Origin of the sequence: Nocardioides sp. (genome assembly GCF_035429765.1) — a bacterium.
Taxonomy (GTDB): domain Bacteria; phylum Actinomycetota; class Actinomycetes; order Propionibacteriales; family Nocardioidaceae; genus Nocardioides.
This window is the reverse complement of sequence record NZ_DAOMFK010000002.1, coordinates 49,931-60,001: the sequence shown is the minus strand read 5'-3', so window position 1 is coordinate 60,001 and position 10,071 is coordinate 49,931. Positions and strand designations below refer to the sequence as shown.

Below are 10,071 nucleotides of genomic sequence, written 5' to 3'. Positions count from 1 at the left end.
TGGCCGGCCGTGCGGAGCCGCTCGATGCGGGCGGTGCGGCGCCCCTCGGTGTAGTTGCCGCCCTCGGGGAAGATCAGCAGCGCGTCGTCCGGGCCCATCGGCCGGGACAGATCGGAGATGGCCTCGGTCGCGCAGACGATCGCCAACCGGCGCCGGAAGGGCACCGCGGCGCTGCTGGAGGAGCTGGCCGCCGGGACGGCCGGCTGGCCCGCGCGTGTGGTCGAGCTCTACTCGCTGCTCGGCTGGACCCAGCACCTCGACCACCAGCACCCCGACCGCGCGCGGACCGCCGACCTGCGCGAGGGCGACCGGCTCGACCGGCTGGGCAGGGGCTTCGACGACGAGGCCCGGACGGTCGACGTACGCCGCACGGTCTCGCACCGCACCCGCGGCCGAGCCTCGGTGCCGGGCGTCGCCCTGTACCTCTGGCGGCTGGGCAGCCACCCCGTCACCGAGACGCCGGCGAGCTGCATCGAGCGCGAGGGCGCCCAGTGCTACACCTTCAGCGTGCTGGGCAACGACAGCCCGCTGTTCACCGCGCCCACGCCCGAGCCCGGCGCGACCCACGTCGCCGAGGAGATAAACGTGCCGACGCCGATCCGGCGGCGGGCCTTCGAGCACCGTCTCGCGGAGCACCCGCTGCGGGCGGACGCGTCGCCGACCTACTACGGCCGGGGACGGAGCGTCTCGGTGACCGTCCAGGACTGGCCCCGCCGCGGCCAGCGTGGAGTGGTCCCGGCGGAGTCGGTCATCCCGGCCGACCTGTCGGACTGGCACGCCTACCGGGCGCCACGCGACCACGTGCTCCTCGACCCCGAGCGCGGCCGCCTGGTGTTCCCCTCCGGCCAGCTGCCGCGCCGGGTGTCGGTCAGCTACCGCTACGGGTTCAGTGCGGACATGGGCGGCGGCGAGTACCGCCGTACTCTCGCCGAGCCGGCCGGGGTCGTGGTGTACCGCGTGCGGCAGCGCGACCGTGCCGCGGGCGAGCACCGCACCGTGGAGCAGGCCTGGCGACAGTGGCGCGCCGACCGCGCGCGGCCGACCGCCGAGGGCGCCGAACCGCCGCGGGCCGTCGTCATCGAGGTCGCCGACAGCGGGGTGTACGAGGAGCGCCTCGTGCTCGACCTCGAGCCGGGGGAGTACGTGCAGCTGCGCGCGGCCTCCGGGTGCCGGCCCGTGCTGCGGCTCCTCGACTACCGTGTCGACCAGCCCGACCCGTTCCGGATCACCGGGGGAGCGGGCTCGCGGTTCGTGCTGGACGGGTTCCTGGTCACCGGCCGCGGGCTGCTCGTCGCCGCCCGCGGACCGGGCCGCGACGACGGGGACGACGGCGACGAGGCAGATCACCAGGTTGAGGACGTGCCGGTGCCCGACGACGAACCGGAGGCCGTCACCGCCTCCCACGGCGAGCTGTGCGACGTGACCGTGCGGCACTGCACGCTCGTGCCCGGCTGGGAGCTCGACTGCGACTGCTCGCCCGGCCGCCCCGAGGAGCCCAGCATCACCCTCGACCGGGTGGCCACGCGGCTGGTCGTCGAGCACAGCATCCTCGGCTCGGTCGTGGTCGAGGCCGACGGGCGCCGCACCGACCCGGCCGTCGTCCTCCTCAGCGACAGCATCGTCGACGCGACCGGTCCCGACCGGCTGGCGCTGAGCAGCGAGGACGGCCGGATGGCCTTCGCCCACGCGACGATCGCGCGCTGCACGGTCGTCGGTGAGGTGCTGGTGCATGCCGTCGACCTGGTCGAGAACAGCATCCTCACCAGCGCGCTGCGCGTGGCCCGCCGTCAGGTCGGGTGCGTGCGGTTCAGCTACCTGGCCCCCGGCTCCCGCACGCCGCGCCGGTACCACTGCCAGCCCGACGCCGCCATCGCCGCCGCGCACGACGATGTAGCCGCCGCACTGGCGGAGGAGCGGGTGCGGCCGGCGTTCACCAGCCTGCGCTACGGGCGTCCGGCCTACGGCCAGCTGGCCGACCCGGTCGAGGAGGAGATCTGGCGCGGTGCCGACGACGGCGGCGAGCTCGGCGCGTTCCACGACCTCTACCAGCCGCAGCGGACCGCGAACCTGCGCGACCGCCTGGACGAGTACACACCGGCCGGCTTCGAGACCGGCATCTTCTTCCTCACCTAGGAGTGGTCATGAAGGGCGACTTCACCCGCGAGACGTTCGACAGCCGACGGCACTACACGCGTGTCCTGATGCAGCAGGGCCGCGTGCAGCTCGACGCCGACTGGAACGAGCAGGCCGCGATCTCCGGGCACCACGTCCGGACCTTGGCCGCCGACCTGATCGGCCCGCACGGCGGCCCGGCCGCGCGGTGCGGCTTCGCGATCCTCACCGACCCCTCCGTGCTCAAGGGCCTGACCGACGACCTCGGCCGGCCGCTGCCGCAGGAGCGCCTCGAGGAGCTCAAGGCCAAGCTCGGCCGCGGGGACTTCCTCATCGGGCAGGGGCGCTACTACGTCGACGGCCTGCTCGCCGAGTGCGACACGTGGACGACGTACAGCGAGCAGCTGGGGTACCCGTTCGACGACGCCACCACCCTGGAGGAGCTGGGCGGCGTCGCCGGTGTGCAGATCTACCTCGACGTCTGGGAGCGGCACGTCGCCGCCGCCGAGCGGCCCGAGCTGCTCGACGTCGCGCTCGGCGGCCTCGACACCACCACCCGGGCCGAGCTGGTCTGGCAGGTGAAGGTACGCCGCGGGGACGGCCCGCTCACCTGCGACGACTACACCGCCCTCGCCCGCGAGCGGCTTCCGGTGCTCCGAGCGGCCGCCCGCCGGCCCGCGGACGACCTCGACGCATGCGTGATCGACCCCGAGGCGCGGTACCGGGGAGCCGAGAACCAGCTCTACCGCGTCGAGATCCAGCGCGGCGGCACCGCCCGCGCGGCCGGCCAGGCCAACGGCGGCGCCACCTTCTCCTGGTCGCGCGAGAACGGCTCGGTGCTCTTCCCGGTCCTCCGGCACTCCGCCGACGGCGACACGACCGTGCTCGAGCTGGCCGGCCTCGGGCGCGACCGGCGCACCGGCCTCGAGGTCGGCGACTGGGTCCAGCTCGCCGACGACGCCAGCTCCCTGCGCGGCTCCGGCACCCCGCTGCTCCGGGTCGGGAGCATCGACCGTGACGACCTCACCGTCGTCCTCACGGGTGTCGCCGATGACACCGGCACCCGCCCCGAGCTCCACCCGGTCCTCCGCCGCTGGGACCACGCCGCCGACGACCCCACCACCAGTGACGCCGGGGCCCTCCTCGTCCGCGAGGCTGCCGCCCCCGACGACGCCTGGATCGAGCTCGAGGACGGCGTCATGGTCCAGTTCCCGGCCGCCACCGTCGGCGCCCCCCACGAGTACCGCAATGGCGACTACTGGCTCGTCCCCGCCCGCACCGCCACCGGCGACGTCCTCTGGCCCCAGGAGACCGCCGACGGCGAGCAGGTGCCGCGCCCCCGCACTCCCGACGGGACCGAGCACTGCTACGCCCCGCTCGCCATCGGCACCCTCAGCGACAACGGGGGCTGGACCTTCGTCAGCGACTGCCGGAACCGGTTCGCGGTGATGCCCGCCGCCTTCTGACCCCGGGGACGGCGTAGCCCTGCGCGTCAGGAGCGCGCCGTGCCTCGGGGCGCGGCACCACGTCGTGGTCTGCCGTTCGCCCGGTGCCTGGCCCTCATCACCGTCACCGCCCGTTGGAGCAGGTAACGGTTACAGCGTCCTGGGAGGGGCGCAATAGGTGCCCGGCGACCGTACAGTCCAGATCGCGGAATTGGACGCACACAACCCTGGAGGAATCGCGATGCCCAGCCAGACCGACATCAAGCCCGAGAGCGGCCTGCGCGGCTTCCTGGACAAGGGCGGTTTCTGGAGGCTGCTGGCCGTGGTCGCCATCTACCTGGCCCTCTACCTGGGCGCCGGCAAGGTCGCCAGCTTCTTCGACCCGGGCTACGGCGACGACGACCTGCTCAGCAGCGTGGGTGCGGTCTTCTTCCAGCTGACTGTCGGGCTCATCGTCGGCGCGGTCATCCTGGTCACCCTCACCACCGCGATGGGCTGGAACGCGGAGATCTTCGGCCGCCAGCCCATCTACCGCTCGTGGTGGATGTGGATCGCGCCCGTCCTGGTAGCGACTCCGATCCTTCTGCGCGTCCTGGACATCGACTGGGGCGGCCCCGCGCTGTCGGTCGTGCTGCTGGTCCTGGCGAGCGGACTGATGATCGGCTTCGTCGAGGAGCTGCTCTATCGCGGCATCGCGGTCAAGATGCTGCGCGCCGTCGGACACGGGGAATGGACCGTAGCGGCGCTCTCGTCACTGCTGTTCGGGTTGTCCCACAGCATCAACGTGTTCTCGGGCCAGGGGCTCAAGACCGTGCTGCCCACGGTCGGCTACACCGTGGCATTCGGGGTGATGATGTACCTGTCGATGCGCGCTATCGGCTTCATTGCCGGCGCCATGATCCTGCATGGGCTCACCGACCCCACGGGCTTCCTGGCCACCGGCGGGATCGACAAGCTGCCGAGCGCCGGAGAGGACGCGAGCAGCCTCGCCACTCTGGTCGGATTCGCCACCATCCTGCTGGTCCTGACCGCCTACGTCCTGCTGATCTTCATCCGCGGCAACGTGCGCGACCACCAGGAACACCAGGAGGCAGTCGCCGTGACGGCCGCTTGACGCCTGGTCGTGCGAACTCGGCACGCCGACCGAAGTCAGCAGTCTCGAACTCAGACGAAACACCCTACGGATGGGGCATGCGTGCGAATGATCGGCGTGCGTGGAGATGCTGGCGCCTGCTCCCGGCGCCGGGTGGCGCCCGCCGTCGCCGTGGTCGTGTCCCTCATCCTCGGGGCAGCGTCGGCCTCGTGTGGCCTGCCCAGCGCATCATCGGGCGAACCCGACGCGATGCGGGAGACCCCGTCGGGGACGGTGGAGTCGCCGACTCCGCAGTCCGAGAACCCGGCCACCCGTCGTAGTTTCACGGTCGCCTTGACGGGAGACGTGCTGGTGCACACGGGCGTGTGGGAGACCGCTGAGCGAGACGCCGCCGCCCACGGGAGGTCACTGCCCTACTTCACGCCGATGTTCGCCGGGGTGCGGCCCCGGATCTCCTCCGCCGATCTGGCGATCTGCCACCTCGAGACTCCCTTGGCACCCGCGGGCGGCCCGTATCTCAACTACCCGCTCTTCTCGGCCCCGCCGACGGTCCTCGACGGGCTCAAGGACACCGGCTTCGACCTCTGCACCACGGCGTCGAACCACTCCGTGGACATGGGGTTCTCGGGCCTCGCCCGGACGATCCGGGACCTCGACCGGCGGGGACTCGGCCACACCGGCACCTACGCCGCAAGGAGGGGCGCCGGGAAGCCGCTGGAGTTCGAGGTGAACGGCGTGCGAGTGGGCCTCATCTCGATGACGTTCGGGACCAACGGGATGCCGGTGACCGAGCCGTGGTCGGTCAACCTGATCGACGTTCCGGATGCGCTGCGGCGGGCCGCGGCGCTGCGGCGCAGGGGCGTCGACGTGGTGATGGTGGCGGTGCACGCGGGGACCGAGTACTCCTCGGTCCCGAACCAGCAGCAGGTCGAGGTGTTCCGTGCCCTGGCCCGGTCGCCCGACATCACCTTCGTGTACGGGCACCATGCCCATGTCGTTCAGACCATCGAGAGGGTCCACCACACGTGGGTGGTCTACGGGCTGGGCAACTTCGTGGCCCAGCAGTTGACGAGCATCCCCGACACCTATCGGGCCATGATCGCCGAGATCACCTTCGTGGAGCGGAAGGACGGTTCGTTCGTCGCCCGGCACCCACGCTTCGCACCGACCGTCATCACCAGCCCCACGATCCACGGGGCGACCCGGGTTTTCGAGGCGGCACAGGTGCTGGCCTCCCCACGGGGTCCCGGGTGGTTGCGAAACCTGGCCCGCCGGTCGATGGCCGCCGTCGGCTTCGTGGTCCGAGCCCCCGGCGTCCGCCGGTCGGGAGTGCCGACTTCCTCGAGAGTCGTCGCCTGGGCCACATGATCGCGGGCTACCTGGCCGACCGCGGGTTCGGCGCCACAGTCCACCCGATCCCGGCGGGTCGCGCGCAGGTCGTGGACCATCTGGCCAACGGGACATCGACATCGCGCCAGCGGCGCGGCGGGGACCGCACCCAGACGGTGAAGGCGCTGCGGGAGTCTGTCCCGCCTGGCCGGCCAGGGCTACCGGTCCGAGAGCCTCCCTGGTTGCTGACCCCGGACGACGCACCCTGGCGCAGGGTCGCCGCCTGACGGGAAGGCGGTCGCGAGCGCCCGTGCGATCCCGCGGGCGCGTGCTCGATAGCCCGGCGTCGTGAAGTGGATGCCGTCCTCGATGAACCACTCTGGCCGGACCTCACTCCGCCAGTCGTAGACGCGCAGGTTCGGGTACCGCCGGCAGGCCGCGACCAGGGACTCGCTGAACGCCTTCATGCCCCTGTCGGCGTAGGGACCGTCCTGCAGCTGCGAGCGGACGGTGAGCCACAGGACCGGGTGGCCGGCGATGGGCTTCATCAGGAGATCGATACGCTCAGCGAACGAGTGGACACCTCCCACCGCCTGGTTGGCCGCCTCGTTGGTGCCCATGGCGATCGTCCAGCAGCCGTCGTACCCCTGATTCATGCGTGACGTCACGGCCGCACGCGCGTTGGGCTGGTCGTGGTAGGTCTCCACGATCGACCGAGCACCGGACACGTCGGTGGTGACGTCCCGCACCCCTAGCGCGTTGAGTCGGGCAGGAAGCCTGTCACTTCGGGACGGCAGGTACGCCGCGTTCACCAGGCCGATGCTGGTCGAGTCACCCACGTGCACGACCTCGGAGCACGAGGTCTCCGACGGCGCGTTGCGCGAGTGATGTGGTGCCCGTCGCTCGGGCACGCGCCGATGCTCCGTGCGCGACGGAGCCGGCGATGCCTCCGGCGGCGGCAGCGGGGGCATGGAGCCGGCGACCGGGACGGCCGCAGCGCTCGGGCGGTCGGGCCCTATCAGGGCCGAGGCGGACAGCACCAGCGTCCCGGCAGCCAGGAAGGCTCCGGTCGCTGCGGCCCTCGCGGGCACCCCTGCCGCTCTCAGGGAGCCCCTGACGGGTCGATAGGCCCCCCGGAACCCCAGTCGACGAATCGGGTCCTCGACGACCCTCCAGGAGATCTCCGCGGCACCCAGGATCAGCGCGGCCTGGACGAACGCGGTCCTGAGCGAGAACCCCCCGACGGCGGCAGCTGACGTGAACACGACCACCGGGAGATGCCAGAGGTAGATGCCGTAGGATCGCGCGCCGATCCAGCGCAGTGGGGCCAGCCCGAGCAGCCATCCCAGTCGAGACCCGGGAAATGCGACGGCCGCCGCCACCAGCGCCGTCGACACCGACAGCAGCAGCAGGCCGCCGCGGTAGATACCCGGGGAGTAGTCGTCGGTGACCAGAACGAGGGCGACGATGGTGGCCAGCCCCACGAGACCTGCGGCTTCCACGAGCCACCGGGCCGGGCTCGAGGATCGCAGCCACGAGCTGAGCTGCGGCCACGCGAGAGCAAGGACCACGCCCACGAGGAGTCCGCCCGCGCGCGTGTCGGTTCCCTCGTAGGCTCGGGTGTTGTCGAAGCCGGGCACCGCGAGGGTGGCCAGCAGTGCGAACGAGACGAGGGCACCGAGCGCGACCCAGGGCAGCAGCCGGCGGGCATCCCATGACTGCCGCGTGAGCACCAGAACCAGGACGAGCGGCCAGATCAGGTAGAACTGCTCCTCCACGGACAGCGACCACAGATGGTCAAGCGGGCTGGGGCCGGCGAACCTCTCGAAGTACGAGACCCCGTCTGCGATCGTCGTCCAGTTGGCCACGTAGGCCAGCGCCGCCAGGCTCTCGCGCATCCGAGAGTCGAGGCTGGACGGGTCGGTCACAGCCGTGATCCCGGCGACGACCACCAGCACCACGACCAGGGCGGGCAGCAGTCGTCGGGCCCGCCGCACCCAGAAGGTGGAGAGCTGGAACGACCCGGTCCGCTGGTGGTTTCCGAGCAGGATGCTGGTGATCAGAAAGCCGCTGAGGGTGAAGAAGACCCCCACTCCAAGCAGTCCCCCCGACATGCCCGGGACTCCGAGGTGATAGCCGACGACCGCCACCACCGCGACGGCACGGATCCCGTCCCATCCGGGGATGTACTGAGCCGCCGGGTCAATGGGTCTGGGCACGGAACCACTCCGGGAGTGACGGATACGTCATGGCCTACGCGCGGTCCGGGTCCACGATCAGGGCCACGGCTGCCTTGATCGCCTCGACCTCGTCGATCGGCAGCGTGGGCGGACCGAGGATCTCCGACCACGCCGGGACGACGATCTCGTCGTAGACGTGGCCGTGTCCGGGCGGCGTGGAGTTCGCGCCGAGCTGGTCCAGGGTCCCTTGCAGGCCGCTGATCAGGGGGATCGCGTTGACCATGGGGTGCACGTCGTCGCCCCGCTGGTCGAGCCATTCGCTCTTGTCGATCTGCCAGGCCACGATCGGGTCCGAGGCATGGGTCAGGTAGACGATCCGGTTGTCGGTCTCCCAACGAAGCGAAGGGTCGGTCAGGTCGGCCTCGACCGTGGCGGTCCGGGCGAGCGCGCCGTCGTGGTAGCGCGGCTTCCAGATGGGGGAGCTCGGGTCCCGCCGTTCCTGCACCCGCATCCAGGTGGGTTCGAAGTTGGGCGGGCCGATCATCAAGGCTCCGTCGGTGGTCGTCGACATGTCCTCAACGCTCGTGAACGCGCTGCCGGTGGAGAACGAACCGAGGCTCTCGCCGTACACGTACAGCTCGGGCCGGTCGGCCGGATCCATCGAGTCCAGCTCCACCCGGATCGCGGTGAGAAGTTCCTCTGCGTTCTCCTGCGCCCTTGTCACATCAACGAGATAGGACATCCAGCTCGGCAGGTAGGAGTACTGGGTGGTCGCGGTCGCGACGTCTCCGTGCGCGACGTACTCCAGAGCTGCCGCCGACTTCGGGTCGACCCATCCGCTTCCGGTGCCCCCCGCCACCGCCAGGACGCGGCGGTCGAACCCGCCCAGGCGCCGCAGCTCCTCGACGGCGATGGCGGCGCGATCGGCGGCGCTCGAACCGCTCTCCAGGCTGACGAAGACACGCACCGGCTCTTCCGCATCGGGGTCGCCGGTCACGTCCGCGATCTGGGCCGCCGTCTGGCCCGACCAGACGAAGGCGCGGCCCTCCCGACCCAGTCCCTCCCAGGCCAGCGCCGAGTTCGGGCCACCGCTGCGGTAGTCAGACTCTGGATTGACCACCCCCGGCTTGTCCCCGTCGGACTTGCCCTTGAAGATGGTGTCGGCGACGTTCAGGCCCTCGCCGACCAGGAGTCCCGAGGCGACGCTCCACGTGAGCCACACGGTGAGCACCACGGCCACGACCGCCGCCAGGCGGCCGGGGAGAAGCCGTCTGAACAGCCGTGACAGGGTCCGCCCGAGCCAGTAGACCGCGCGCGCCAGGCCCAGGACCAGCAAGGCGACCACCACACCGAGCGCGGGGCTGAACAGCCACAGCAACGGAACGTCGGTCTCCATGCCCAGCAGCTCGCGCTGCTCGATCTGCCACTGTCGGCCCAGCCAGCCCCCCACCAGCAGCGCGACGGGCGTAGCCACGAACAGCACCATCCACGCGACGCGTCGCGCCTTCCCGGGCAGCGGAGGCAGCTCCAGAGTGCGGTAGACCCAGGAGATCAGGGCGCCGATCCCGTAGAGCAGGGCGAAGCACAACCCGGCCAGGACCGACTCGATCGCCCACCCGCGAGGGACGAGTGACGGGGTCACCGACAGCACCATCGCGACGACACCCAGCCAGGCACCCAAGAGGCTGGCATGACGGAAGCGGAGGGGGCCGACGCTGAAGGTCGTGGGCTCCGCCGCCGGCGCCTGCACGGACATGGGACTCCTACGGCGAACCTAGTCTGATGGGGTCGCGACAAGGCTAGGTAGACGATGCCGACGCAGCAACGCCCAACGCGGGTGGGGAGGCCGAGTAACGGTTACGGGCGGTGGCCCGGGGCCAGAGACTGACGCAGGAGAGGCAGCGGTGGCGAA

6 protein-coding genes are annotated in these 10,071 nt (G+C 71.3%); 4 read left to right on the top strand and 2 right to left on the bottom strand.

Annotated features, from left to right (window positions below; translation table 11 throughout):
- Positions 1-117 precede the first annotated feature (117 nt).
- From PLP61_RS00565 to PLP61_RS00550, 4 genes are all read left to right on the top strand, one after another.
- Positions 118-2,133, top strand: coding sequence for a hypothetical protein (locus PLP61_RS00565; RefSeq protein WP_324499319.1), 2,016 nt, complete (start codon positions 118-120; stop codon positions 2,131-2,133).
- Positions 2,134-2,141: 8 nt separating this feature from the next.
- On the top strand, positions 2,142-3,578 hold the full coding sequence (locus tag PLP61_RS00560) for a DUF6519 domain-containing protein (RefSeq protein ID WP_324499317.1): 1,437 nt from the start codon (positions 2,142-2,144) through the stop codon (positions 3,576-3,578).
- Between the two features lie 157 nt (positions 3,579-3,735).
- A complete protein-coding gene (locus tag PLP61_RS00555; RefSeq protein WP_324499315.1) occupies positions 3,736-4,671 on the top strand; it encodes a CPBP family intramembrane glutamic endopeptidase in 936 nt (311 codons plus the stop codon).
- A 228-nt stretch (positions 4,672-4,899) separates the two neighbouring features.
- Complete coding sequence (locus PLP61_RS00550) at positions 4,900-6,018, top strand: CapA family protein (protein WP_324499313.1); 1,119 nt, start codon at positions 4,900-4,902, stop codon at positions 6,016-6,018.
- A gap of 179 nt (positions 6,019-6,197) precedes the next feature.
- Here the strand turns inward: PLP61_RS00550 and PLP61_RS00545 are convergent, their stop codons facing one another.
- Both PLP61_RS00545 and PLP61_RS00540 read right to left on the bottom strand, forming a co-directional pair.
- Positions 6,198-8,198, bottom strand: a complete 2,001-nt coding sequence (locus PLP61_RS00545; RefSeq protein WP_324499311.1) for an acyltransferase family protein — start codon at positions 8,196-8,198, stop codon at positions 6,198-6,200.
- Between the two features lie 34 nt (positions 8,199-8,232).
- Complete coding sequence (locus tag PLP61_RS00540) at positions 8,233-9,915, bottom strand: alpha/beta-hydrolase family protein (protein ID WP_324499309.1); 1,683 nt, start codon at positions 9,913-9,915, stop codon at positions 8,233-8,235.
- Positions 9,916-10,071: the final 156 nt, after the last annotated feature.

Coding starts and splice junctions, on each gene's coding strand:
- PLP61_RS00550 (WP_324499313.1), top strand. CDS start 4,900: ATGCGGGAGACCCCGTCGGGGACGGTGGAGTCGCCGACTCCGCAGTCC.
- PLP61_RS00560 (WP_324499317.1), top strand. CDS start 2,142: ATGAAGGGCGACTTCACCCGCGAGACGTTCGACAGCCGACGGCACTAC.
- PLP61_RS00540 (WP_324499309.1), bottom strand. CDS start 9,915: ATGTCCGTGCAGGCGCCGGCGGCGGAGCCCACGACCTTCAGCGTCGGC.
- PLP61_RS00565 (WP_324499319.1), top strand. CDS start 118: ATGGCCTCGGTCGCGCAGACGATCGCCAACCGGCGCCGGAAGGGCACC.